Origin of the sequence: Nonomuraea fastidiosa (assembly GCF_042751225.1) — a bacterium.
Taxonomy (GTDB): domain Bacteria; phylum Actinomycetota; class Actinomycetes; order Streptosporangiales; family Streptosporangiaceae; genus Nonomuraea; species Nonomuraea fastidiosa.
The window spans coordinates 2,122,780-2,147,372 of the sequence record NZ_CP170570.1 but is presented as its reverse complement, the minus strand read 5'-3'; the positions used below and the strand labels follow the sequence as shown (position 1 = coordinate 2,147,372).

At 70.0% G+C, this 24,593-nt stretch carries 18 protein-coding genes and 1 tRNA gene; 11 read left to right on the top strand and 8 right to left on the bottom strand.

The features are described 5' to 3' along the window. Window positions 1-92 precede the first annotated feature (92 nt). From ACFMQL_RS09660 to ACFMQL_RS09645, 4 genes are all read left to right on the top strand, one after another. Complete coding sequence (locus ACFMQL_RS09660; RefSeq protein WP_364069569.1) at window positions 93-1,319, top strand: glycosyltransferase family 2 protein; 1,227 nt, start codon at window positions 93-95, stop codon at window positions 1,317-1,319. A gap of 117 nt (window positions 1,320-1,436) precedes the next feature. Then, window positions 1,437-3,218 carry a methionine--tRNA ligase gene (gene metG / locus ACFMQL_RS09655; protein ID WP_364069571.1) on the top strand — a complete coding sequence of 594 codons (1,782 nt, stop codon included), beginning with the start codon at window positions 1,437-1,439 and terminating at the stop codon, window positions 3,216-3,218. 34 nt (window positions 3,219-3,252) lie between these two features. Further along, window positions 3,253-4,107: a TatD family hydrolase gene (locus ACFMQL_RS09650; RefSeq protein WP_378785292.1), complete on the top strand. Its 855-nt coding sequence runs from the start codon at window positions 3,253-3,255 to the stop codon at window positions 4,105-4,107. Window positions 4,108-4,189: 82 nt separating this feature from the next. Then, complete coding sequence (locus ACFMQL_RS09645) at window positions 4,190-5,104, top strand: ubiquitin-like domain-containing protein (protein ID WP_364069575.1); 915 nt, start codon at window positions 4,190-4,192, stop codon at window positions 5,102-5,104. A 19-nt stretch (window positions 5,105-5,123) separates the two neighbouring features. Here ACFMQL_RS09645 and ACFMQL_RS09640 read toward each other — a convergent pair whose 3' ends face one another. Beyond that, entirely contained in the window at window positions 5,124-6,419 is a 1,296-nt protein-coding gene (locus ACFMQL_RS09640; protein ID WP_378785291.1) for a hypothetical protein, read from the bottom strand. Next, window positions 6,416-8,563 (bottom strand): serine/threonine-protein kinase, encoded by a 2,148-nt coding sequence (locus ACFMQL_RS09635; RefSeq protein ID WP_378785289.1) that lies wholly within the window; start codon window positions 8,561-8,563, stop codon window positions 6,416-6,418. Before ACFMQL_RS09635 ends, ACFMQL_RS09640 begins: the two co-directional genes overlap by 4 nt. A 69-nt stretch (window positions 8,564-8,632) precedes the next feature. Between ACFMQL_RS09635 and rsmA the strand changes: the two genes are divergently transcribed. Continuing rightward, on the top strand, window positions 8,633-9,493 hold the full coding sequence (gene rsmA, locus ACFMQL_RS09630; protein WP_364069581.1) for a 16S rRNA (adenine(1518)-N(6)/adenine(1519)-N(6))-dimethyltransferase RsmA: 861 nt from the start codon (window positions 8,633-8,635) through the stop codon (window positions 9,491-9,493). Between the two features lie 727 nt (window positions 9,494-10,220). After that, complete coding sequence (locus tag ACFMQL_RS09625) at window positions 10,221-10,754, top strand: NlpC/P60 family protein (protein ID WP_378785286.1); 534 nt, start codon at window positions 10,221-10,223, stop codon at window positions 10,752-10,754. A 208-nt stretch (window positions 10,755-10,962) separates the two neighbouring features. Here the strand turns inward: ACFMQL_RS09625 and ACFMQL_RS09620 are convergent, their stop codons facing one another. Further along, complete coding sequence (locus tag ACFMQL_RS09620) at window positions 10,963-12,624, bottom strand: arginase family protein (RefSeq protein WP_378785285.1); 1,662 nt, start codon at window positions 12,622-12,624, stop codon at window positions 10,963-10,965. 261 nt (window positions 12,625-12,885) lie between these two features. Between ACFMQL_RS09620 and ACFMQL_RS09615 the strand changes: the two genes are divergently transcribed. Continuing rightward, entirely contained in the window at window positions 12,886-13,788 is a 903-nt protein-coding gene (locus ACFMQL_RS09615; RefSeq protein WP_364069587.1) for a 4-(cytidine 5'-diphospho)-2-C-methyl-D-erythritol kinase, read from the top strand. 455 nt (window positions 13,789-14,243) lie between these two features. After that, window positions 14,244-16,070 carry an ABC-F family ATP-binding cassette domain-containing protein gene (locus tag ACFMQL_RS09610; RefSeq protein WP_378785283.1) on the top strand — a complete coding sequence of 609 codons (1,827 nt, stop codon included), beginning with the start codon at window positions 14,244-14,246 and terminating at the stop codon, window positions 16,068-16,070. A 340-nt stretch (window positions 16,071-16,410) separates the two neighbouring features. Here ACFMQL_RS09610 and ACFMQL_RS09605 read toward each other — a convergent pair whose 3' ends face one another. Then, on the bottom strand, window positions 16,411-16,917 hold the full coding sequence (locus tag ACFMQL_RS09605; protein ID WP_364069591.1) for a MarR family transcriptional regulator: 507 nt from the start codon (window positions 16,915-16,917) through the stop codon (window positions 16,411-16,413). Between the two features lie 57 nt (window positions 16,918-16,974). On the opposite strand from ACFMQL_RS09605, the gene ACFMQL_RS09600 reads away from it, so the two are divergent. Both ACFMQL_RS09600 and ACFMQL_RS09595 read left to right on the top strand, forming a co-directional pair. Then, window positions 16,975-17,745 (top strand): trans-aconitate 2-methyltransferase, encoded by a 771-nt coding sequence (locus tag ACFMQL_RS09600; RefSeq protein WP_364069593.1) that lies wholly within the window; start codon window positions 16,975-16,977, stop codon window positions 17,743-17,745. A 67-nt stretch (window positions 17,746-17,812) separates the two neighbouring features. Then, window positions 17,813-19,291 (top strand): CYTH and CHAD domain-containing protein, encoded by a 1,479-nt coding sequence (locus ACFMQL_RS09595; protein ID WP_364069595.1) that lies wholly within the window; start codon window positions 17,813-17,815, stop codon window positions 19,289-19,291. 40 nt (window positions 19,292-19,331) lie between these two features. Here the strand turns inward: ACFMQL_RS09595 and ACFMQL_RS09590 are convergent, their stop codons facing one another. The 4 genes from ACFMQL_RS09590 to ACFMQL_RS09575 all read right to left on the bottom strand — a co-directional run bounded on the left by ACFMQL_RS09590 (window position 19,332) and on the right by ACFMQL_RS09575 (window position 24,233). Further along, the gene (locus ACFMQL_RS09590; protein WP_364069597.1) at window positions 19,332-20,180 is read right to left on the bottom strand and encodes an NUDIX domain-containing protein; all 849 of its coding nucleotides are present in this window, start codon (window positions 20,178-20,180) and stop codon (window positions 19,332-19,334) included. Further along, entirely contained in the window at window positions 20,170-22,230 is a 2,061-nt protein-coding gene (locus ACFMQL_RS09585; RefSeq protein WP_364069599.1) for an RNA degradosome polyphosphate kinase, read from the bottom strand. Before ACFMQL_RS09585 ends, ACFMQL_RS09590 begins: the two co-directional genes overlap by 11 nt. A gap of 118 nt (window positions 22,231-22,348) precedes the next feature. Further along, complete coding sequence (locus tag ACFMQL_RS09580) at window positions 22,349-23,254, bottom strand: TetR family transcriptional regulator (RefSeq protein WP_378785282.1); 906 nt, start codon at window positions 23,252-23,254, stop codon at window positions 22,349-22,351. A gap of 40 nt (window positions 23,255-23,294) precedes the next feature. Continuing rightward, window positions 23,295-24,233 carry an acyl-CoA desaturase gene (locus tag ACFMQL_RS09575; RefSeq protein ID WP_364069601.1) on the bottom strand — a complete coding sequence of 313 codons (939 nt, stop codon included), beginning with the start codon at window positions 24,231-24,233 and terminating at the stop codon, window positions 23,295-23,297. Between the two features lie 266 nt (window positions 24,234-24,499). Here ACFMQL_RS09575 and ACFMQL_RS09570 point away from each other — a divergent pair. Further along, window positions 24,500-24,571 (top strand) — tRNA-Gln (locus tag ACFMQL_RS09570). Window positions 24,572-24,593: the final 22 nt, after the last annotated feature.

Sequence of the window (24,593 nt, the reverse complement as noted above, 5' to 3'; positions counted from 1 at the left end):
GAATGCCAGCCGTTTCGGCGTCCGTGCCCGACCACCGTTACGTTCAGGGCATCATGGTTCACTGGGAAGAGCCTTAACTGAAGGGTAGACACGTGGAACTGACGGTGGTCATGCCCTGCCTCAACGAGGCGGAGACCGTGGAAGTCTGTGTGCGCAAGGCCCTGGCGTGCATGGAGGAGCACGGCATCGAGGGCGAGGTGCTGATCGCCGACAACGGCAGCACGGACGGCTCTCAGCAGCTCGCCCGCGACGCCGGTGCCCGTGTTGTCCATGTCGATGAGAAGGGCTACGGAAACGCCCTTATGGGCGGCATCAGGGCGGCTCGCGGCAAATACGTCATCATGGGCGATGCCGACGACTCCTACGACTTCACCGCGCTGATGCCGTTCGTCGAGCAGCTTCGCGACGGTGCCGACCTGGTGATGGGCAACCGCTTCAAGGGCGGCATCGCCCCCGGCGCCATGCCTCCGCTGCACCGCTACCTCGGCAACCCGGTGCTGTCGTTCATCGGGCGGCTGTTCTTCCCCTCCAAGATCGGCGACTTCCACTGCGGGCTGCGCGGCTTCCGCCGCGACTCCATCCTGAAGCTGCAGCTCCAGACCGGAGGCATGGAGTTCGCCTCGGAGATGGTGGTCCGCTCCACGCTGGCCGGCCTCGACGTACGCGAGGTGCCCACCACGCTCTCGCCCGACGGCCGCTCCCGCCCGCCGCACCTGCGCTCCTGGCGCGACGGCTGGCGCCACCTGCGCTTCCTGCTGCTCTACAGCCCCAAGTGGCTGTTCTTCTACCCCGGCGTGCTGATGATGATGATCGGCCTGGTGGCCGGCACCGCGCTGACGTTCGGCCCGGTCGAGATCGGCGAGCTCGCCTTCGACGTCGACACCCTGGTCGGCACATCGGCCCTGGTGGTGATCGGCTTCCAGGCGGCGCTGTTCGCCGTCTTCACCAAGGTCTACGCGGCGGAGGAGGGCTTCCTGCCGGAGTCGCCGCGCATCCGCAGGCTGATCGACATGGTGAGCCTGGAGAAGGGCCTCGTCGTCGGCGGCCTGCTCGCGCTCGCCGGTCTCATCGGCCTGGTCATGTCGCTGGTCCACTGGCAGGTGCGCAGCTTCGGCGAGCTCGACCCGCGCGAGTCGCTGCGCCTCGTCGTGCCCTCGGCGACCGCGCTCATCATGAGCTTCCAGACCATCTTCGCGGCGCTGTTCATCAGCATCCTGGGCATCCGCCGCACCCGCGAGACGCCCATCGACAACGCCGCCGCCGCGGCCGAGGAGGCCGCCGCGGCCATCTCGCTCGAAGAGCCGACCACCAAGCGATAACCGTCCGCACACCGGTGCGCGCGTGCCCCGCGGGTTTCACCGCCCGCGGCACGCGCGCCGCCGCGGAGGGGGAGTCGCGGAACAAACGATCGCCAACCACCCCGTAGGCTTGGAACCATGTCCCAGCACATCTTGACCGCCGTTGCTTGGCCCTATGCCAACGGCCCCCGTCACATCGGGCACGTGTCCGGGTTCGGCGTGCCGTCCGACGTCTTCAGCCGTTACCAGCGGATGGCGGGCAACAAGGTGCTGATGGTGTCCGGCACCGACGAGCACGGCACCCCGATCCAGGTGCAGGCCGACAAGGAAGGCGTGACGGCGAAGGAGCTCGCCGACCGCTACAACCGCGTCATCGCCGAAGACCTGACCGGGCTCGGGCTGTCCTACGACCTGTTCACCAGGACGACGACGAAGAACCACTACGCCGTCACGCAGGAGATCTTCAAGGGTCTCTACGACAACGGCTACATCGTCCCCAAGACCACGATGGGGGCCATCTCGCCGTCCACCGGCCGCACACTGCCCGACCGCTACATCGAGGGCACCTGCCCCATCTGCGGCTACGACGGCGCGCGCGGCGACCAGTGCGACAACTGCGGCAACCAGCTCGACCCGATCCAGCTCATCAACCCCAAGAGCCGCATCAACGGCGAGACGCCGACGTTCGTCGAGACCGAGCACTTCATGCTCGACCTGCCGGCCTTCTCCGAGGTGCTGGGCTCCTACCTGCAGTCCAAGCAGGGCGAGTGGCGGCCCAACGTGCTGAAGTTCGCGCTCAACCTGCTCGGCGACCTCCAGCCGCGGGCCATCAGCCGCGACCTCGACTGGGGCGTGCCGATCCCGCTCGACGGCTGGCGCGACCAGCCCAACAAGCGCCTGTACGTGTGGTTCGACGCGGTCATCGGCTACCTGTCGGCCTCCATCGAGTGGGCCAAGCGCTCCGGCGACCCCGACGCCTGGCGTCAGTGGTGGCAGAATCCCGACGCCCGCGGCTACTACTTCATGGGCAAGGACAACATCGTCTTCCACGCCGAGATCTGGCCGGCGATGCTGTTCGGCTACAACGGCCAGGGCGACCACAACGGCACGCCCGGCTCGCTCGGCGCGCTCAACGTGCCGTCCGAGGTGGTCTCCAGCGAGTTCCTGACCATGGAGGGCCGCAAGTTCTCCTCCTCGCGCCAGGTCGTCATCTACGTCCGTGACTTCCTCGAGCGCTACGACGCCGACGCCCTGCGCTACTACATCGCGGTCGCCGGGCCGGAAAACCAGGACACCGACTTCACCTGGCAGGAGTTCGTCAACCGCAACAACGGCGAGCTGGTCGCGGCCTGGGGCAACCTCGTCAACCGCTCGATCTCCATGGCGGCGAAGAACTTCGGCGCGGTGCCCGAGGCCGGGCAGCTCACCGACGCCGACCGCGCCCTGCTGGAGCGCTCGCGCAACGCGTTCGGGCCCGTGGGCGCCGAGCTCAGCCGCTCGCGCTTCAAGAACGCCATCACCGAGGCGTTCGACGTCGTCCGCGAGGCCAACAAATACCTGGCCGAGCAGGAGCCGTGGAAGCTCAAGGACGACCCCGAGCGGCAGAAGTCGATCCTGCACGTCGCGCTGCAGGTGGTCGACGACGCCAAGACGCTGCTGACGCCGTTCCTGCCCAGCTCGTCCAACAAGGTCTATGCCATGCTGGGCGGCCAGGGCGTCTGGTCCGGCATGCCGGAGATCCGCGAGGTCGACGAGGACGGCGGCACGCCGTACCCCGTCATCACCGGCGACTACGACGGTGAGGCGCGCTGGGAGCACCGGCCGATCAAGCCCGGCACTCCGCTCGCGCCGCCGTCGCCGCTGTTCAAGAAGCTCGACCCGAAGGTCGTCGACGAGGAGCTGGCCAGGCTGGCCGAGTGAGCCGCACGGCGCGGCGGGGGCTACCGTAGATCCCGTGAGCAAGCTTCCCGCCGCGCCAGAGCCGCTTTCCTCGCCCGTGTTCGACAGCCACTGCCACCTCGACATCATGGTGGGCAACCGGCAGGCGTCATCGGGCGACCCGGTGGCGCAGGCCGCCCAGGCGGCCGAGGCCAGCGTGCACAGCATCCTCGCCGACGCCCGCGCGGTCGGCGTGACGCGGCTCGTCACCATCGGCTACGACCTGACCTCCTCGCGCTGGAACGCCGACGCGGCGGCCGGTCAGGAGGGCGTGTACGCCGGGGTGGCCATCCACCCCAACGAGGCCCACGCCGCCACCCCCGAGGCGCTCGCCGAGATCGAGGAGCTGGCCCGGCGGCCCGAGGTGCGGGCGGTCGGCGAGACCGGCCTCGACTACTACCGCGACTGGGCGAGCAAGGACGACCAGCACGCCAGCTTCCGCGCGCACATCGAGATCGCCAAGCGCACCGGCAAGGCGCTGGTCATCCACGACCGCGAGGCGCACGACGACGTGCTGAAGGTGCTGGCCGACGAGGGCGCGCCGGACGTGGTGGTGTTCCACAGCTTCTCCGGGGACGCCGAGATGGCCAAGAAGTGCGCCGAGGCCGGATATTTCATGTCCTTCTCCGGGCCTGTGACGTACAAGAACGCCCACTACCTGCGCGAGGCCGCCGCGGTCGCGCCGCCCGAGCTGATGCTGGTCGAGACCGACGCCCCCTACCTGCCGCCGGTCCCGCACCGCGGCAAGCCCAACGCCCCCTACCTCATCCCGCTCACCCTGCGCTGCCTCGCCGAGGTCAAGAACGTCCATCCCGACCGGTTGTGCGAGGCGATCAGCGCCAACGGAGTCACGGTCTTCGGCGAGTGGTGACCATGATTCGGGCAAGGCATCACGGGCGGACGTCGATTTCTCGCTAGCGTTCGGGCCGTTTCCGGTTATCGGAGGTGGCCCGTTGCGAGGAAAGAGGCGTGCGCCCCGTCCGCCCATCCCGTGGCGTTCCCCATGGACGCCCGTCGTCTGCGCGGCCGGCGCGCTGGCCGTCGGCACGCTCGTGACCGTCTCGCTCCTCGTCAAAGAGGTCACGGTGGTCGTGGACGGCGAGCGCAGGCCCGTGCACGCCATGGCCGCCACCGTCGGCGAGGTGCTCGACGACACCGGCATACGGCTCGGCTCCGGCGACGTCGTACGCCCCGCCGCGCACCAAGAGGTCTCCGACGGAACCACCATCGAGGTGCGCCGCGCCCGCCCCATCACCCTGACCCTCGACGGCCGGACCAGCACGCACCTCGTCACCGCCACCAACGTCGGCGACGCGCTCGCCGAGCTCGACCTCACCCCCGCCGCCGGGCGGCTGTCCGCACCGCCCGCGTACGAGGTGCCGCTCGAAGGCATGGCGCTGACCTTCTACACCCTGCGCAAAGTGCACGTCATGACCGGCAACACCCGGCGCACCTCACGGACCACCGCCAAGACCGTGCGCGGCGTGCTCCGCCAGCAGGGCATCCGGGTGCGGCGCGGCTACCTGGTCGATCCGCCGCTCGACAGCTTTCCCAAGGAAGGGACCGTGATCAGGGTCGCGCCGCCGCGTACCGTGACCATTCCGCGCGACGTGGCCCGGCTCGACTGGGAGGCGCTGGCCGACTGCGAGTCCGGCGGCGACCCGCAGGCGTACAACCCGGACGGGCCGTACTACGGGATGTACCAGTTCAGCCTGCCCGTCTGGGAATCGGTGGGCGGGATGGGGCTGCCGTCGGAGTGGCCGGAGGAGGAGCAGACCTATCGGGCGCAGGTGCTGTACCGGCAGGTGGGTGGGAGGTGGCAGGGGGTGTGGCCGGCGTGCGGCGACCGCCTGTTTCCCAGCACCTGACCGCTGCGGCGCACCTGGTTCAGCCGGCGAGGCTGACGCCGAAGTCGGCGCCTTTCGGCGGTTGCAGCGGCTTGAACGTCTCGGCGTTCCTGCCCGCCACCGCGACCCGCCCGTACGGCCGCGCGTCCGGCTGACCCACGTACAGCCTGTTGCCGCTGAACGCCACCGACCAGCCGAACAGCCCCTCCGTGTCCTCAAGCCGCCGATCCTCGGCCGCGTTCTTCCACGAAATCACCCGAACGCCGCCCCCGTAAGGAGCGCCGATCGCCAGCCGCCCGTCCGTCGAGGCCGCCAGCGAGAAGCCGAACGCCTGCTCGCCCTCCTGCGTCACCCGCCGCAGGGGCTTTCTGTCCGTGCCGAGCAGATCGACGTAGCCGGGGCCGGGTGAGCCGATCGCGTACCCGGAGCCCTCGGAGTAGGCGACCGCGTAGCCGTACCGGTCGCCGGAGGTGCCGGTCGGGGAGTCCAGCTTCTCCGAGGTGAGCTTCGCCGCCAGCACGTCGTCGATGAACACCACCGAGCCCGAGTCGATCTTCCCGTCCTCGACCTGGCGGCCCAGGCCGTCGTCGTTCTCGTACGGGACACCGACGACCAGCGCGTTCTTCGGGCCGAACGTCAGCGACCAGCCGAACTGGTCGCCCACCTCGCTGTTGCCCCGCACGTCCACGCTCTCCTGGCTGATGCGGCGTAGCTCGCCCGCGCCCTTGCGGACGTACACGGCGCCTGTGTCCTGGAGGTCCCCTTCGTCCTCGTACGGCGCGCCGATCGCCACCAGGTCGCCCTTGGCGGCCAGCGACCAGCCGAAGTGGGCGAACCGCTGCGGGCGCGTCGCGGTCAGCCGCTGCGGGGACGCGACCCGGCCGCCGTAGACCACGAACACCGCGCCGGCGTCCTCCACGCCGTCCACATCCGCGTACGGGGCGCCGATCACCAGGTCGGCGCAGGAGTCACCATTGAGCTGCGCCAGCCGTACCGACCAGCCGAGCCCGTCACCCCTCGCCACGCCCGGCACCGAGACCGGCACGACCTTGCCCGCTGATAGGACGTGCACGGCCCCTTTCTGCCCGTCCCCGAACGGGTCACCGGCCACCACATCACCCGCCCCGTCGCCGTCGAAGTCGGCATCACCGGCGCAGGCAGGGGGTTCACCGCCGGTCGTGCGGAGGGCTGTTTCATGGACGGCGGTCGTGTGGACGGCGGTCGTGTGGACGGTGGCTTCACTGACGGCGGTCGCCTGGGCGCCGGCCGTCGAGCCGGCGAGAGGGACACCCGCCACGACCAGCATGACCAGCAGCAGCACAGCCTTCCTGATCACCCCAGCGCCACCTCGATCTGCCGCCCGTTCTCGAGCATGGTCGCCGTCATCTTCACCGGCTTGCGGTACGGGGCCAGGTCGAACACGAACGCGCTGTCCAGCCGTCCGCCCGGCGGGATGGCCGGGGGCAGCGTGAGAGCCGCCGCGTCGTGCTCGGCGCCCCGATCGTCCACCAGCGTCACCACGGGCTGGATCAGATCCCGCCGCGTCCCGCTCGGGTTGATCACCGTCCAGCGGATCACGCAGAGCTGCCCCTTGCTCGCCGTCATGTCCTGGTACGTCCGCAGCCCGCACTGCGGCGCCTCCGGGACGATCGCCACCGGATCGTCGAAGCCGGGGCCCAGGGCGAACCTGCGTCCCACGTCATTGGGCTGCTCGCTGTCCGCCGCCTGGGAGGGGGCGCCGGGGTTCGCGGTGATGGCGGTGTTGCGCCCGGACGTCGCGATCAGCACCGCCACCGTCACGACGATCGCCGCCACGGCCGCCGCAGCGGCGAGGAGCCAGCGCGTGCCCGGTGTACGGGGGCCGCCGAGGGTGTCGGGCTCGTCGACGGGGGTGAGCGGAGGCCGCGTCCCCGGCTGCGTATCCGTACCTAATTCCTGCCCCGCGCCCGCGGCACCCGGCACAGACCCGCTGGCCAGCACGGACCCGCTGCCTGGGACGGACCCGCCGCCTGAGACGGAGCCACCTGGGACGGACCCGCCGCCTGGGACGGACCCGCCACCTGGGACGGACCCGCTACCCGGCAGAGACCTGGCACCCGGCACCGTCCCCCCACCCGGCAGGGAGCCGGCACTCGGCAAGGCTCCGCCACCGCGCGCCCCACCACCCGGCGCGCCCTCGCCACGTGGGGCCGGCCCGCCGTCCTGTCCGGCACCCTGCTGAGACGGCGCGGCATCGTCCCGTACCGGCGAGTCGTCGTCCTTCAGCGACCGCTTCCCGAACGGGAACAGCCCCCGCACCCGGCCCGCCTCCTGCGGAGAGCCGGTCTGGCCGGGCACCTTCCAGCGAGCGAGCTCCTGCCTGGCCGCCTCTTCCTCCTGACGGGCCCGCTCCTCGATAGACGCCTGCTCGGCCACGTCCTTCGGGACGGGATCCGAAGCGGCGGCACCGAACGACGCAGGCGGCACGGTCGGCCGCGAGCCGCCACCTGGAGCGACATCCGGATCCTCTCGCGTCGCATCACTCGGGGGCGGGGTGGTGAAAGTGGCCGTGATGTCCGGCTCATCGACGACGTTCTGGGGCGGCTCCCACTCGCCCAGCATCTCGGTGGCCACCAGCGTCGGCGGGTCGGCGGGAGCCGCAGCCGTAGTCGTAGGCGCGCTCCCGCCCACCAAGGCGATCAGCAGGTCCTGCGCGCTGGGCCGCAGGGAGGGGTCCATGGAGGTGGCCCGGCGTACGAGTTCGTTGAGCGGAGCGGGCAGCGCCCCCAGGTCGGGCGGCGTGTTGAGCACCCGGTGCGCCAGCGTGATGGGGTCGCCACGCCCGAACGGGTGCCGCCCGTTCCCCGCATAAGCCACCAGGCAGCCCCAGGCGAAGATGTCGGCCGCCGGGCTGACCGGCTCGCCGCGTACCTGCTCAGGAGCCCACCACCCCGGACTGCCCAGCAGCTCGCCGGACATCGTGAACCCCGTCTCGCGATCGAGCGCCCGCGCGATCCCGAAGTCGATCACGCGCGGCCCGGAGATGGACAGGATCACGTTCGCCGGTTTGAGGTCCCTGTGCACGAGCCCGGCCACGTGGATCGCCGCGAGCGCCGCCGCCACGCCCAGCGCGACGCCGTGCAGCGGCCCGGGGTCGAGCGCCCCATGGTTCGCGATCTGCGCGGACAGGGCAGTGCCCGCGATGTACTCGGTCACCATGTAGGGCCGGCCGTCGGCGGTGTTGCCGTTGTCGAGCACCTGGGCGGTGCAGAACGACGCCACCCGCCTGGCGTTCTCCACCTCGGCATGGAAGCGTGCCGCGAACCCCTCCTGATTGGCGTACGCCGCCTTCACCACCTTGACCGCGACGAAACGCCCGGTCGGGGCCTTGGCGAGGAACACGGTCCCCATGCCGCCCTCGCCGAGGCGGCCCAGCAGCCGGTACGGCCCGATCTCCCGCAAGTCGGTCGGCCGGAGCGGCGCGGCGCCCGTTGGCTCCATCAGGGACGTTCCTTCCTGTTCCACGCCATCCTCTCCTCTGATCTCCCCACGCGCCATCGCACGTCCTTCATGCGGGAGACTGGTTGGATGATGAGGCTGTTGGGCCCTGCAGAAATACGTATTTTGGCGGACAAGCTAGATCTTCGTCCGACAAAGAAGCTCGGGCAGAACTTCGTGATCGATGCCGGAACGGTCCGGCGCATCGTCCGCGTCGCCGACCTCTCACCCGACGACGTCGTCATAGAGGTCGGTCCCGGCCTCGGCTCGCTCACCCTCGCGCTGCTGCCGTCGGCCGCCCACGTGGTCGCCGTCGAGATCGACCCGGTGCTCGCCGCCCAGCTCCCCATCACGGTCGCCGAGCGCGCCGATGCCGGCAACCTCACGGTCGTCAACGCCGACGCGATGAAGGTCACGCCCGGCGACCTGTCCGGCCACCGGCCCACCGCGCTAGTGGCGAACCTCCCGTACAATGTGGCCGTCCCTGTGGTGCTGCACCTGCTGGAGGTGCTGCCCTCGCTGCGCAAGGGGCTGGTCATGGTGCAGTCGGAGGTGGCCGACCGCCTCGCCGCAGGCCCGGGCTCGAAGGTGTACGGCGTGCCGTCGGTCAAGGCCGCCTGGTACGCCGACGTACGCAGGGCCGGGCCTGTCGGCCGCAGCGTCTTCTGGCCCGTACCGAACGTCGACTCCGGCCTGGTCTCCCTGGTCCGCCGCGACCCGCCGCCCACCACGGCCACCCGCGAGGAAGTCTTCGAGGTGGTGGACGCCGCCTTCGCCCAACGCCGCAAGACCCTCCGCGCCGCCCTGGCGACCTGGGCCGGCAGCGCCGCCGACGCGGAACGTACGCTGAGGGCGGCCGGCGTGGACCCGTCGGCGCGCGGCGAACAACTCGACGTCCAGGCCTTCGCCCGCATAGCCGAACACCGCCCCTGACCGGTTCGCACGGCCGGGAGCCTGCACCCCCGATCCGCGTGGTTCGTGCGGGCTCCGCCTCTTTGCGATCGGTGTGGTTCGTGCGGGCTCCGCCTTCGCGATCCGCGTAGTTCGGTGCGGGCTCTGCCTCTCCGCAATTCGTGGTTTGTGCAGGCCCCACCCCGCATTCGCGTGATTCGTGCGGCTTGCCGCGATCCGCCAGGTCGTGAACCTTCGACCCGGCCGGCCCCGTACCTGCTCACCACCAGGGCTGATCCTTGTCAGACCCCGGACCGGCCAGACCCTGCCAGACCCGGTCCAACCCCGGACCGGCCGGACCCTGGATCTGCGAGGTCCTTAAATCTGCGAGACCCGTGGAGCTGCGAGGTCCTTGGACCGTGAGACCCGTGGATCTGCGAGGTCCTTAGACCCGCGAGACCCCTGTTCCCGCGAGACCTCTGGAGCTGCGAGGACCCTGAACCGGAGAGACCCCTGGACGTGCGAGGACCCGGACTCGCGAGGGTCCTGAGCGGAAGAGGAGCCTGCGCTGCTCAGCAGCGTGGCTCCTCAACCAGGCGATGACCAGGCGATGAACAGGGAGGGCGATGACCAGGCGATAACCGGGGGATTTCCACAGGTCCAGCCTCCCCGTGTCCTCCCGGGTCCACAGAACCGTGCTCGGCACGATCCCGCCCTCGCCCAGCACCGGATCCTGGCCTCCCACCCCCGTTCAGCCTGGGAGGCACCCATGACCAAGAACTCCGTCTTCCTCTGGTTCACTCTCCGCCCCGCCCTGCTCATCGCGTTCGTCGCAGTTCTCCTCACAGCCATGACCACCCCCGCCGAAGCCGCTCGCAAGAAGAAGGCCATGACGAAGGGACAGATCGCCGCCGCAGCCGCCCTGACCCAACTAGGCGTCGCCTTCTCCTGGGGCGGCGGCTCGCCCAAAGGCCCCACGTTCGGCATAGGCAGAGGCGCGAGAACCAGAGGCTTCGACTGCAGCGGCCTGACCCTCTACGCCTGGTCCAGAGCCGGCGTGCGGCTGAGTCACTACACGGGAGCCCAGTTCCGCCAAGGCCGCCGCATCCCGCTCTCGGCCCGCCGTACCGGCGACCTGCTCTTCTTCGGCGGCGGCACCGGCGCGCCCACCCACGTCGCCCTCTACCTAGGCAGCGGCATCATGATCCACGCCCCCAAGACCGGCGACGTGGTCAGGAAGACAAGCTTCCTCAACATTCCCTACTACCGATCTTCGTTCCGAGGCGCCGTCCGTCCAGGTTGAGAACTCAACCAGCTCGGCCGTACCCGCAAGCGTCGCGACTACGCAGCGTCCGCGCCGCAGTCCTCCGGCACTCGTACCACGCTCCGAGCTCCGACGTCCGACCTCCGATGTGCAACCGGGTGGGGCGTGCGCGGACGCTGGGCGTGCGAAACCGAGGCGTGGCGTGCGCGGACGCCGGTCGTCCGCACCGCACCCCCGCCCTGCGGGCTCAGCGTTGGCGTGCTCCGAGATCCGGTTGGCCGTCCCGATGCCGGCGTGGACCGCAGCCCCGCCTCGGTGCGTTCAGCGTTGTCGTGCCCCGGGACTCGCGGTAGGCCCGACGTGCGCGTGGACCGCAGTCCCGTTCCGGTGTGTTCAGTGTTTGCGTGCTCCGGGGTCCGGTCGGTGGGCCCGATGTCCGCGTACATCGCGGCCCTGCCTCGGCGCGTCCAACGTTTCCGTGCCCCGGAATCCGGTCGGCGGGCCTGACGCCTGCGTACATCGGACCCCCGCTCCGCGAATTGACGCGCTCCTCGTGTGCTTTCACGTTCGCGAGCACTTGGGTGTGGGCCAGGTTCCGGGGCCCGGTCACCCTTGCTGCAGGTCCAGGCATGTGGGGCGGGCGCCGGTGGTCACAGTACGCCGAGTTCGAGTGCAGACCTCCGACGTTCAGGTTCCATCTCACCCGGCCAGGACTGCGTGCACGCTGATGCCGCACCGAGCGTGATTCAAGTCCCGGTTCGGGGGAGCGTAGGCCTGCCTGGCGCCGTGTGCGCGTCTCCAGCCGGCCTCGCGGGAGAATCGCGCCTCCAGCCGGCCTCGCGGGAAAGTCGCGTCTCCAGCCGGCCTCGCGGAAGCGTCGCGCCTTCAGCCGGACGGGCGTGTGTGATCGCTCTATGAGGTGGTGGTCTGTGGGCGGCCGGGCCTCTCGGGAGAGTCGCGCCTTCAGCTGGCCTCCTGGCGGAGCCGCGCCTTCGCCGGCCTGCTTGGGGGTGCATGCCTGCACCAGATCGCTCACCAGAGAGGACAGCAGCTCCTGGTCTTCCTTGCTGGACGGCTCGTACTCCATCAGTCCGAGCCCGACCACCTTGAACCGCTCGCCCACGGCGCGCACCAGTGACAGTAGCTCTTCGGGTCGCAGTCCGTCGGGCGCGGGCGATCCCACGCTGGCGAAAACCTCCGGGTCCAGCACGTCGAAGTCGATGTGTACGTACACGACGGTGTCGTCGTCCGATGCCGCCGCTGCCGCGTGGGAGGCGCTCGTTGCGATGCTCGCGTCCGTGCCCGAGGTTGCGATGCTCGCGTCCGTGCGCGAGGTCGACGCGCGTTCCTTACGGCGGGATTCGATCGCTTCGATCAGGGCCTCCGCGTCCGCGCCTGGCGGCAGGAGCGGCACGCCCGCGCCCTCGATGAACTCCTTCTCCCCGGCGTCCAGATCGCGTACTCCGGCCAGGACGATCTGCCGCGACGTCAGCGGCTCGCCGGCCACCAGGCCGGTGGGGCCGTCACCGGTGAGGGCACGCAGGACCATGCCGTGGTAGGCGCCGGAGGGCGAGGTGGCGGGTGTGTTCAGGTCGCCGTGGGCGTCGAACCAGATCACGACCAGCCGGTCCCCGTACCGTCTCCGCGCCGCCGCGATCGGCTGCAGCTCGACACCGCAGTCCCCGCCCGTGGTGACCACGAAGCCGTCGGACGTTTGCTCAAGGGCGGTGCGCACCCGTGACGCTGTGATGACGAGGTCGTCCTCGACCGCGACCCGTACCCGACGCTCGGCGCCCACCATGTCGGCGAGCAGCCGCGCCCCTTCCTTCAGGCGTTCGGCGGTGCGCGAGCCCGATCCCCGCCACTGCGGCACCTCGATCACTGTCACCATGTCGTTCACCACCTTCATCGGGAAGAACGCCGTAAGGAGGGCGGGGTGGACCCACATTGCGCAATTCGCTCGGGGCTCGCCTTCTCCGCAAAGGTCGTCCGATGTGTTCACGCATTGTCATCACGGAGGTTCGGGGCATTTGGTGACCAACTTGACTCTCCGTGGTGAGGAGTCGGCAGACCTTGGCGTCATATTTCGAGAACCGCATGTCAGGGCTCCGCGCCCCGATAACATCGAGTGTCCTTGACCCCGGCAAGTAGTGAGAGTGGCAGAAGATCGATGAGTTCGGTGACCGTACGTGTGCCCGCGAAGGTCAACGTGCAGCTTTCTGTCGGCCCGCTCAGGGAAGATGGCTACCACGACCTGGTCAACGTCTTCCACGCCGTGTCGATCTTCGATGAGGTGGTGGCGAAGGAGGCCGAGGGGATCACCGTTCAGGTGAACGGGAAGTGGTCCGACCAGGTGCCGATCGACGACAGCAACCTCGCCATCCGGGCCGCTCGCGCTCTCGCCAAGCACGCCGGACGGAGCTACGGCGCCGAGCTGATCATCCACAAGAACATCCCGGTCGCGGGCGGCATGGCGGGCGGCAGCGCCGACGCGGCCGGCGCGCTCGTGGCCTGCAACGAGTTGTGGGGTCTGGGGCTGCCCATGGACGACCTCATGGAGATCGCCGGCGACCTGGGCAGCGACGTTCCGTTCTCGCTCATCGGCGGTACGGCGGTCGGCACCGGGCGCGGCGAGCAGCTGAGCGAGCTGCCCACCGGGGGCACCTTCCACTGGGTGTTCGCCCTGGCCAACGGCGGTCTGTCGACGGCCAAGGTGTACGCCGAGTGCGACCGCCTCCGAGCGGAGTCCAACGCCGAGGTGCCGTGGCCGACGCTCAACGACTCCCTGATGGAGGCGCTCGGCACCGGCGACGCGTACGCACTCGGCGCCCACCTCAGCAACGACCTCCAGCCCGCCGCACTCAACCTCCGCCCCGAGCTCGGCCCGACCCTCGACTCCGGCCGCCAGCACGGCGCACTCGGGGCGATCGTCTCCGGGTCGGGGCCGACCTGCGCGTTCCTCGCCATCGACGCCACCCACGCCCGCGACCTGGCCGAGAGCCTCACCGCCACGGGCGCCGCCCACACGGCCGTCGCCGCCCACGGCCCGGTCCAGGGCGCCACCGTGATCTGAGTCTGCGGCTTCCGGGAAGCCGGACGTGCTCGGAGGCGAAGGTCGGTTTCAAGGGGGGCCGGTCTTGAACCCGGTCGCGGGCGCTTGGGGTTGGTTCCGGGGGCTGGTCTCAGGGGCTAGCGTCGATCTTGGGGTGTGCTGAGGTTCGGTTCCAGGGGCCGCGTGCTCTCGGTCTTCGGGCGTTCAGCGTGGTCGAAGGGGCATCCGGGAGCGATCTTGGTGCAGCCGCCCGGGCGCGCTCCTCGCGCGATCGCCCCGGAGCCGGGAACTCCGATGAGCTCTCGTGGGGCGATCTTGATCGGCTGGTGAGGCGGGCTTGGTCGCACGTCCATGCGCGGCCTGCGCGGGTCTCTGGGCGGGTTCTCCAAGCAGGGTTCTCGGCGGCTCTCGAGCGCCTCATCGGCGGTGGCAGCGCGGGCGGGCGGGACGTGGGGAGCCGATACCCTGGGAAGGCCATGAATCTGGTCAATCTCGAGTCGGTCTCCCACGCCTACGGCCCCAAGCCGCTCCTCACCGACGTTTCCCTCGGTGTCGAGGAAGGCGACCGCATCGGTGTCGTCGGGCGTAACGGAGGCGGCAAGACGACGCTGCTGTCCGTGCTATCGGGCACGCTACGCCCCGACAGCGGCCGCGTCACCCACAGCCGCGGCCTGCGAGTGGGGTTCCTGACGCAGCAGGACGCCCTCGATCCCACGCTCACCGTGCGCGAGACGGTGCTCGGCGGGCTGGCGGAGCACGAGTGGGCGGGCGACCAGCGCGTACGTGAGATCCTCGCCAACCTGATCGGCGACCTCGACCTCGACGCCAAGGCGGGCGACCTGTCGGGCGGTGAGCGCAGGCGTACGGCGCTGGCCAAGCTGCTCATCGACGACCACGACCTGATCATGCTCGACGAGCCCACCAACCACCTCGACATCGAGGCCATCGCGTGGCTGGCCGGGCACCTGGCCGGCCGCAAGAGCGCGCTGGTGGTCGTCACGCACGACCGGTGGTTCCTCGACGCGGTCTCGACCCGTACGTGGGAGGTCGTGGACGGCCGGGTGGAGCGCTACGAGGGCGGCTACGCGGCGTACGTCCTGGCGAAGGCCGAGCGGGCCCGCATCGCCCAGGCCGCCGAGGAGCGCCGTCAGAACCTCATGCGCAAGGAGATCGCCTGGCTGCGGCGCGGCCCGCCCGCCCGTACGTCCAAGCCGAAGTTCCGCGTCGAGGCCGCCCAGGCGCTGATCGCGAACGAGCCGCCGCCCCGCGAGACCGTCGAGCTGATGCGCTTCGCCGCAGCCAGGCTCGGCAAGACGGTGTACGACCTCGAAGACGTCACCCTCCACGCCGGCGGCCCCGGCACGGGTCCGCTGGTGCTCGACCGCCTCACCTGGCAGTTCGGCCCCGGCGACCGCATCGGGCTGATCGGGGTGAACGGGTCGGGCAAGTCGTCGGTGCTGCGCCTGCTCGCCGACACGATCAAGCCCGACTCCGGCCGGGTGATCAGGGGCAAGACCGTACGCCTCGCGCATCTGTCGCAGGAGCTGGGCGAGCTCGACCCCACGCGGCGGGTGCTGGAGTCGGTGGAGGAGATCCGCAAGTACCTCAAGGTCGGCAAGCGCGAGTGGACCGCCTCCCAGCTGCTCGAACGCCTCGGCTTCCGCGGCGAGGCGCAGTGGAAGGTGGTCGGCGACCTGTCCGGCGGCGAGCGGCGGCGGCTGCAGTTGCTGCGGCTGCTCATGGACGACCCCAACGTGCTGCTGCTCGACGAGCCCACCAACGACCTCGACATCGAGACGCTCAACGAGCTCGAAGACCTGCTGGACGGCTGGCCGGGCACGCTGATCCTGGTGAGCCACGACCGCTACTTCCTCGAGCGGGTCACCGACAAGTGCGTGGCGCTGCTGGGCGACGGCAAGCTGTCGCTGCTGCCCGGCGGGGTGGACGAATATCTCGAACGCCGCGCCGCCGGCACGGCCGTGACCGCCCGCCTCGGCGTGGGCGCCGCGCCTGCCGCGTCCGAGCCTGCCGCCGCCGCGCAGCCGAGCGCGTCCAGCGCGCCGAGCACGCCCAGCGGGTTGTCGGCCAAGGAGGAGCGCGAGCTTCGCAAGGAGCTCAACCGCCTGGAACGTCAGCTCGACAAGCTGAGCGACCAGGAGGCCAAGCTGCACGCGGCCATGGCGGAGGCGGCCAGCGACTACGCCAAGCTGGGCGAACTCGACGCTCAGCTCCGCGAGATCACGGCCCAGAAGGACGCGATCGAGGCCGAGTGGCTCGAAGTCGCCGACCGCCTGGGCGAGTGACCGGCTCGCCAGGTGGGCCCGCTGGGACCGCCTGAAGGCTGCGAACGGCCCCGATCCCGCATCGGATCGGGGCCGTTCTCGTTTCCGCGGGAGGTGTGGGCCGGCGGGGCTCGTCGGTCGCCCTGCGAAGGGCGAAAGGGATCGCGGTGGGGTTTGTCGGCCGCCCTTGCGTGGGGCGTGGGGGTCGTCGGTCGGGAACTGGGCGGTCGTCCCCGCGAAGGGCGTAGGGGGTCGTTCGGGGCTCGTCGGGCGCCCTCACGAAAGGCATGGGGGATCGCCTGCGGGGCTTGTCGGCCGTACCCGCGAAGGCCGGGAGTGGATCGAAGGCGTGCGTGGTGGGTCAGAGAGGGGAGTCGAAGGGGGTGAGGAGGGTGCGGAGGAGGTCGGCGAGGGTGCGCTGATCGGCGGGGCCGAGGCTGGACAGCAGCTCCCGCTCCCTCCGCAAAAGGTCGGCGAACGCGGCGTCCACCCGCGCCAGCCCCGTCTCGGTGAGGGAGACGAGCACGCCACGCCGGTCTTCGGGGTCGGGCCGCCGGCGGACGAGCCCGGCCTGGGCGAGGCGGTCGATGCGGTTGGTCATGGTGCCCGAGGTCACGAGCGTGGCTCTGAGCAGGGCACCGGGACTGAGCTCGTAGGGCTTTCCGGCCCGGCGCAGCGCCGTCAGCACGTCGAACTCCCACGGCTCCAGATCGTGCTCGGCGAACGCCGCGCGCCGCGCACGGTCGAGATGCTTGGCCAGTCGTGACACCCTAGAGAGCACCTGGAGCGGCTCAACGTCGAGATCGGGGCGCTCCGTCCGCCAAGCCGCGACGAGGCGATCGACCTCGTCCCTAGCATCTTCCGTCATGACACACAAGTGTACTGTCTTGACATCGAGATATCCCTCTCGATATCAATTATCTTCATGTCGAGAGATATCTGGGACCCTGTGACGTACGCCGTCTACGCGGACGAGCGGTCGCGGCCGTTCATCGAGCTCATCTCAAGGGTGGGGGCGGTAGAGCCCGATTATGTCGTGGACATGGGCTGCGGCAGCGGTGAACTCACCGTCGAGCTGGCCAATCGCTGGCCCAATGCGACGATCGAGGGCTTCGACTCCTCCCCGGCCATGATCGGCAAGGCCAGGAAGCTGGAGTCGAAGGTCAGGTTCCAGGTCGCCGACGCCGCCACCTGGCGCCCTGACCGGCCCGTCGACGTGATCATTTCGAACGCGCTGCTGCAGTGGGTGCCCGACCACCACTCCGTGCTGGAGCACTGGATGGAGGAGCTGGCCCCGGGCGGCTGGCTGGCCTTCCAGGTGCCGGGCAACTTCGACGCGCCCAGCCATGTGGCCATCCGCGAGCTGTGCAACTCCCGCGCCTGGTCCGACAAGCTCGGCGGCTACACACGGGGCACGCCGGTGAGCGAGCCCCTGGAGTACGTCGACCTGCTCAACCAGGGCGGCTCGCAGGTTGACGCCTGGGAGACCACGTACGTGCACATCCTCCAAGGAGAGAACCCGGTGCTCGAGTGGGTCTCCGGCACGGCGCTGCGCCCGATCTTCGACCGGCTCGACCAGGACGACCAGCGGCGGTTCAAGAACGACCTGGGCAAGCTGCTCGCCGAGGCGTACCCGGCGAGGAGCTACGGGACGCCCTTCCCGTTCCGGCGCATTTTCGTCGTGGTCCAGAAGTAGCGGCCCATCTTCTGAGGTGCCGCTTCGGGTGGCATCATGGTCCGAATCAGGACTCTTGCGAGGTGCAGTGGGCATCGAGATCGAGGACAAGTTCGACGTCCCGGCGGACTATGAGCTCCCGGACCTCAGCAGCCTGGCCGAGGTGACCGGGCCGAGGAGTTTCCGGCTCGTGGCCCTGTACTACGACACCCCCGATCTGCGCCTGGCCGCGCGCGGCGTGACGCTCAGAAGGCGGCGCGGCGGTGACGACGCCGGCTGGCACCTCAAGCTGCCCAAGGCCAAGGGCGTACGCCAGGAGATCACCCACCCGCTCACCCGCAGCACCAAGATCGTCCCCGCCGAGCTGGCCGAGCTCGTCCGCGCCTACACCCGCGGCGCCGAGCTGGTGGCCGTGGCCGAGCTGGAGACCCGCAGGAGCGTCACCGTGCTGCGCGAGGACGGCACCGATCTGGTGGAGATCGCCGACGACCGGGTCAAGGGCACCGTGTTCGGCGATGAGCCGAGGGTGGTGCGCTGGCGCGAGGTGGAGGCCGAGCTGCTCGAAGGCGGCACCCAGAAGCTGCTGAAGAAGGTCGGCAAGCGGCTGCGCGCGGCCGGAGCCGTACCGTCGCAGGCAGGCAACAAGCTGGCCAAACTGCTTGAGCCCGCGCCGCCGGCCATCGCCGCCACGAAGCCGGGCAGCGCGGGCGAGGTGGTGATGGCCTACCTGGCCGAGCAGGTGCAGGCCCTGCTGGCGCAGGATCCGAGGGTGCGCCGCGCCGAGGAGGACGCCGTGCACCAGATGCGGGTGGCCGCCCGCAGGCTGCGCAGCGCGCTCAAGGCGTTCAAGACCGTCGTGACCGGCACGCGTGGGGTGCAGGAGGAGCTGCGCCGGCTGGGCAACGTCCTCGGCGAGGCCCGCGACCTGGAGGTGATCAGGGCCAGGTTCACCAACGCGCTCAAGGGCCTGGAGCCCGAGCTGATCGTCGGCGACGTCGAGACCCGGCTCGGCGCCGACCTGCTGGAACGCGAGCGGCAGGCGTACGAGCGGATCAAGGAGGAGCTCAGCGGCGAGCGCTACTACCGCCTCCTCGACGCCCTGGACGCCCTGCTCGCCGCCCCGGAGCTGGGCAAGGCGGCGGCCAAGCCCGCCCAGGAGAAGCTGCGCGACCTCGCCAGGGCCGGTTGGGAGCGGGTGACCACCGCGTACGAGCGCGCGCAGGCCATCGGCGACCCCGAACGCCGCGAGATCGCCATGCACGACGTGCGCAAGGCGGCCAAGCGCGCCCGCTACACCGCAGAGGCGCTCCGGCCGATCCTCGGCGACGACATGGGCACGCTGGCCGGGCTGGCGGAGGACATCCAGGAGGTGCTGGGCGCCTACCAGGACGGCGTGGTCGCGCAGGAGCTGCTGGCCAGGGAGGCGGCGAGCGCCCGCGATGCGGGCCAGGACACCTTCACGTACGGCCTGCTCATCGGCCTCGAACGCGGCACCGCCGAACGCGCGCACGCCGACTTCCCCAAGGTGTGGAAGAAGACCTGCAAGGCGGCCGAGGCCGTCCTGTAACGGCGGGCCGGAGGCCCGGCTCCTCGCCGGGCGCCCACTGTCACGTCGTGTGCTGCTCCACGGCGACGACCCGCCCGTCCGCCCGGTGCAGCACGGCGAAGCCGCCCTTGCGCAGCCGTACGTCCTCCCCGGTCAGCGCCTGGATGAGGCCGGGCAGCACCTTGCGGTGGCTGCACACGGCGGCGGGCCAGGACAGCGAGGACACCAGGGCCGGCGTCTTGCGCGGGTCCTGGCCCTCCTCGCTGAGCAGCGGATCGACCCCGATCCCGAGCCCGGAGATCCGCGCGTACGGCTCCAGCGTCTGCACGCAGCGGGCGCTCGGCGACGACAGCAGCCGGCCGGGCCGCCAGGCGGGCAGGACGGCGGAGAGCACCCCCGCCTGGGCGAGGCCGCGCCGGTCGAGCGGCCGGGTGGCGTCGTCGCCCTCCCACTCGTCCCGGGAGCCGGCCGAGCCGTGGCGTACGAGGACGAGCGGCGTGGTGTCGAGCGGCGCGGCGGAAAGGGCCTCGATCAGCGGCGTGTCCCAGGTGTACGACAGCAGCCGCCCGGCCTCGTCGAGCGGCACCCAGCGCAGCTCGCCGACCTCGTCGTCCGGAGCGAACCCGGCGTCGTGGACCGCCCGCGCCACCCAGTAGTCGACCCGCTTGCGCCGCCCTCCGATGGGGTACCAGACGGGCGGCAGCGGCCGGCCGAGCGTGACGGTCAGCCCGGTCTCCTCGCGCACCTCGCGTACGGCGGCGGCGACGACGTGCTCGCCCGGCTCCAGCTTGCCTTTGGGGAACGTCCAGTCGTTGTAGCGGGGACGGTAGACGACGGCCACCTCGGTGTCGCTTCCCGAGCCGCGCAGGATGACGGCGCCGGCCGCCCGGATGGGCTCGTCAGTTGTCAACGGTCCTCCAGCGGCGGGTGCTGATCAGATGGCTCTGCAGGTCATCGCCCGGGTGGCGGGTCCAGGTGCCGTCGGAGTTGAGCCACCAGGTGCTGGTGGAGTCGTCCATGGCCCGGTCCATCAGCTCGATGAGGTACGCCTTGTGCTTCTGCGCGGTCACCTTGACCAGGGCCTCGACGCGGCGGTCCAGGTTGCGGCGCATGAGGTCGGCGCTGCCGATCCACACCTCGGGGCGGCGGCCGAGTCCGAACTCGTAGACGCGCGAGTGCTCAAGGAACCTCCCCAAAACCGAGCGTACCCGGATATTTTCCGACAGGTCAGGGATGCCGGGGCGCAGGGTGCAGACGCCGCGTACCCACAGGTCCACCTGCACGCCGGCCCTGGACGCCCGGTAGAGCGCGTCGATGATCGGCTCGTCCACCAGCGAGTTGGTCTTGATCCTGATCCGCGCGGGGCGGCCGGCCCGCTGGTGGGCGATCTCCCGCTCGATCCGCGCCACCAGGCCGCTGCGCATGGAGTGCGGCGCGACGAGCAGCCGCCGGTAGGCCGAGTGGTGCGAGTAGCCGGTCAGGTGGATGAACAGGTCCGTGACGTCCTCGCCGACCAGCGGGTCCGCGGTGAGCAGGCCGAAGTCCTCGTACTGGCGGGCGGTCTTGGGGTTGTAGTTGCCGGTGCCGATGTGGCAGTAGCGGCGCAGCTCGCCCGATGCCTCCTGGCGTACGACGAGGGCCAGCTTGCAGTGGGTCTTCAGGCCGACCACGCCGTAGACGACGTGGCAGCCGGCGCGTTCGAGCTTGCGCGCCCAGGAGATGTTGGCGTGCTCGTCGAAGCGGGCCTTGATCTCGACGACCACCACGACCTGCTTGCCCGCCTCGGCGGCGTCGATGAGGGCGTTGACGATGGGGGAGTCGCCGCTGGTGCGGTAGAGGGTCTGCTTGATCGCGAGCACTCTGGGGTCGGCGGCGGCGTCCTCGATGAAGCGCTGCACGCTGGTGCTGAAGGAGTCGTACGGGTGGTGCAGCAGCACGTCGCGCTCGCGCAGCACCGAGAAGATGTCGTCCTCGGCGTTGATCACCTCGGCCGGCACGAACGGGCGGTAGCTCAGCTCGCCGCGGTCGAGGTCGGCGATCGCGTGCAGGCCCGACAGATCGAGCGGGCCGGGCAGCCGGTAGATCTCGTGCGGGTCCAGCTCCAGCTCCTCGATGAGCGGGGCCAGCACCTCCGGCGTGATGCTCTCCTCGACCTCCAGCCGCACGGGCGGCCCGAACCGCCGCTTGAGCAGCTCCTTCTCCAGGGCCTGCATGAGGTTCTCGGTGACGTCCTCGTCGACGTCGAGATCCTCGTTCCTGGTGACGCGGAAGACGTGGTGCTGGAGGATCTCCATGCCGCGGAAGAGCTGCCCGAGATGGGCGGCGATGACGTCTTCCAGGGGTACGAAACGGTCTTTGGACGCCTGGACGAACCTGGGCAGCTGCGAGGGCACCTTGACGCGGGCGAACACGGTGTGGCCCGTCGCGGGATTGCGTACCAGGACGGCGAGGTTGAGGCTCAGCCCGGAGATGTAGGGGAACGGGTGCGCGGGGTCCACGGCCAGCGGCGTGAGCACGGGCCTGATGCGCTCCTTGAACAGCTTGCGCAGCTCGGTGCGCTCTTCGCGGCTCAGGTCGTCCCAGCGCACGATCTCGATGCCCTCGCCGGCGAGCTGGGGGCTGATCTGCTTGTGGAAGGCGGCCGCGTGCCGCCTGGCCAGCTCGTCGGCCACCGTGGCGATCCTGACCAGCTCTTCCTGCGGCTTCAGGCCGCTTTTCGTGCGCAGCAGCAGCCCGGTCGCCATCCGCCGCTTCAGCCCGGCCACCCGGACGCGGAAGAACTCGTCGAGGTTGCTGGCGAAGATCGCCAGGAAGCGTACGCGTTCGAGCAGGGGCAGGGAGGGGTCCTCGGCCAGCTCCAGCACCCGCTCGTTGAACTGGAGCCAGCTTTCCTCGCGGTTGAGGAACCGCTCCTGCGGGAGGGGCAGGTCGGAGGCGGATGGGAACGGTTCCGCAGACATATGGCGTATGGTGCCCCGTTCGGTTGAACAGCACGTTAACGTCGCCGCAACGGCTCACCCCAGAGGGTCGGCCCTGCTCAACCCCATCGTCACCCCGCGGGACCGTGCCGTTCAAGGGTCACTCAGGATGATCTACCTGCTCAAGGCGGGCGGCGCGCTCCGCCAGGCGCGCCTCCCGCTGGCGGAGCTTCTCCTCCCGTTCACGGGCCTTCTCCGCCTCCTTCAGCAACCGTTCACGCTCTTTCAGCTCGCGTATGCGGGCCTTCTCGGCCTCCTTCAGCTCACGCTGGCGGGCCTTCTCCGCCTCCTTGAGCTCCTTCTCGCGGGCCTTCTCCAGCTCGCGCAGCTCCTTCTCGCTGACCGTGCGCGGCTTGGCCGAGGCGACGCGGTCGCGCAGCGAGACCGTCAGCGACGGGTTGGGGTCGAGCGCGGTCAGGCCGTTCCAGGCCAGGTTGACCAGGTGGGCCGCGACCTCCTCGCGGCTCGGCTTGCGCACGTCGAGCCACCACTGCCCGGTCAGCGCCACCATGCCGACCAGCATCTGGGCGTACATGGGGGCGAGCTTGGGGTCGTAGCCCCTGGCCGCGAACTCGTCGGCCAGCACGTCCTCCACCTGGCTCGCGATCTCGCTGATCAGGCTGGCGAACGTGCCGGTGCCCGACGCGGCGTGGGAGTCGCGGACCAGGATGCGGAAGCCCTCGCTGCTCTCCTCGATGTAGCGGAGCAGGGCCAGCGCGGCCCGCTCCAGCTTCACCAGGGAGTGCGCGGCGGACAGCGCCTCGGTGATCATGCCGAGCAGCTTCTGCATCTCGCGGTCGACGACGACCGCGTACAGCCCTTCCTTGCCGCCGAAATGCTCGTACACCACCGGCTTCGACACCTGTGCGGTAGCTGCGATCTCTTCGATAGAGGTCCCGTCGAACCCCTTTTCCGCGAAGAGCGTGCGGCTGATGCGGATCAGCTGCTCTCTGCGCTCGGCACCGGACATACGCCTGCGGGATCGGGGTTCGGTCACGGTTTCCATAATGACGGCCGTTGCGGGGCCGCCGCTCACCGGCTGATCGTCAGGCAATGCGCTTCGCCGCCAGACGCTCCGGCGTCGGCCAGCGGACGTCGTACACCCAGCCCAGCTTCTCGAAGATCCGGATGAGGCCGGCGCTCAGGTCGATCTGGCCCTTGAGCGCGCCGTGGCGGGCGCAGGTCGGGTCGCTGTGGTGCAGGTTGTGCCAGGACTCGCCGAAGGACGGGATGGCCAGCCACCAGACGTTGCGCGACTTGTCGCGGACCTGGAAGTCCTCCTCGCCGAAGACGTGGCAGATCGAGTTGATGGACCAGGTGACGTGGTGCAGCAGCCCGATGCGGACGAGCGAGCCCCAGAAGAACGCGGTCAGCGCGCCCTGCCAGGACCAGGTGATCAGCAGGCCGAGCACGGCGGGCAGCAGGATCGAGGTGAGCGCGAGCGCGGGGAACCACTTGTGCAGCTTCTGCACGTCCTCGTCCTTGCACAGGTCGGGTGCGTACTTCTCCCTGTTGGTGCGCTCGCTTTCGAACAGCCAGCCCATGTGGGCGTAGAGCAGGCCCTTGGTCATGTTCTTGAAGCCGGGGCCGAAGCGCCACGGCGAGTGCGGGTCGCCCTCCTTGTCGGAGAACTTGTGGTGCTTGCGGTGGGTGGCCACCCAGTCGAGCACCGACATCTCCAGGGAGAGGCTGCCGGCGATGCCCATGGCGATCTTCAGCGGCCGCTTGGCCTTGAACGAGCCGTGCGTGAAGTAGCGGTGCAGGCCGACGGTGACGCCGAGCCCGGAGACCACATAGAAGACGAAGGCGATGGCGATGTCCGTCCAGCCGAGTCCCCATCCCCATGCGAACGGTACGGCCGCGGCGATCGCCACGAGAGGCAGGGTGACCACGAGCCCGAAGGTGATGAGCTCGGATCGGGACTTCGGTTCCGGTTCGAAGTCCGGCTTGGGGGCAGGGGTGGAACGCTCGGCGACAACGGTCATTGGCAGTCCTCCGCGAGGTATGTAAGTGAATGTCCTGGCTACGCAACCGTAACCTACGCCAGCGTAGGTTAGAAAGAGTCGAGCCCGGAATGTCGAGAACGTGACGGCGAGACCGCCGAGCAGCGTGGGAATCGTGTCTTGCGCGGTTTGCGGAGGTTCTGTTATGGGGCCACGCGGGTGCAGGCGGGGATGAGCGGCAATAGGGGCGCGCGACGGCGCGTGGGGTCGGTATCGTAGGGAGTGCCGGACATCACGTGTCCGATCTGTCCCGGATCGTCTAATCGGCAGGACAAGTGGTTTTGGTCCACTTTGTAGGGGTTCGAGTCCTCTTCCGGGAGCCTTAACGTGCTCCCCCCGGCG